The following is an 826-nucleotide window of genomic DNA, read 5'->3' as shown; positions in this document are numbered from 1 at the left end:
CAGCAGACGATGAAGACATCTTGCACACCACGGTTGGCCAGATCCGCGCACACCGATGCCCAAAACGCGGCGCCTTCGTTATCAGCGATCCACAACCCCAAGATGTGCTTGATGCCGTCGATGTCGATGCCAACAGCCATATAGCAGGACTTGTTGACCACGCGGTGGCCGTCGCGGATCTTGACCCTAAGCGCATCAAGGAAGATCACCGGGTAGAACTCGTCTAACTGACGGTTCTGCCACAGCATCACCTCATCTAACACGGCATCGGTGATCGTGCTGATGGTATCCGGGCTCATATCCACCCCCAAGGTGGTAGCGAGATGGTGCTGGATATCGCGCACCGTCATCCCGCCGGCGTATAAGGAGATGATCATGTCATCAAGCTCGGTGAGTCTGCGGGCACCTTTCGGAAGCATCTGCGGGGTAAACGTCCCAGCCCGATCCCTCGGCATCGTTACATCCACAGGGCCGTAGCCGGAATCGACGGTCTTGCTGTACGACCCATTGCGGTGGTTACTACCACCAGTTTCGACTTGGGCTTTGCCTTTCCTATCGGAGTGACCGTAACCCAAATGGGCATCCATCTCAGCCTGCAGGCCAGCGTTGATCGAAGCCTGCAACAGCCCCTTGACCAAGTCGCTGGCATCGTCAGCGGAAGTCGATAGCTCGCCGATCAAGCTAGCGATCTCTGGGTTTTCCATCAGCTTTTCGCTGATCTCGTTGACCCTCGCCGGGTCATGGCCTTTCTTCGGTGACACCGTAGTCATTATCGGTGAAACTCCTTCTAGATCAGAGCCTCACACACAAACTTCCTGACACTCTC

General features: G+C 56.2%; 1 protein-coding gene. It reads right to left on the bottom strand.

Translation table 11 applies throughout. From position 1 onward, the window contains the following. Window positions 1-770: IS256 family transposase (locus tag ACUY2Y_RS11685; protein ID WP_448326648.1), on the bottom strand; the 770-nt coding region annotated here is incomplete at its 3' end. Window positions 771-826: the final 56 nt, after the last annotated feature.

This window comes from Corynebacterium sp. 20-84 (assembly GCF_053479455.1).
Note: the sequence above shows the minus strand (reverse complement) of the source record. Positions and strands in the feature narration are given on the sequence as shown.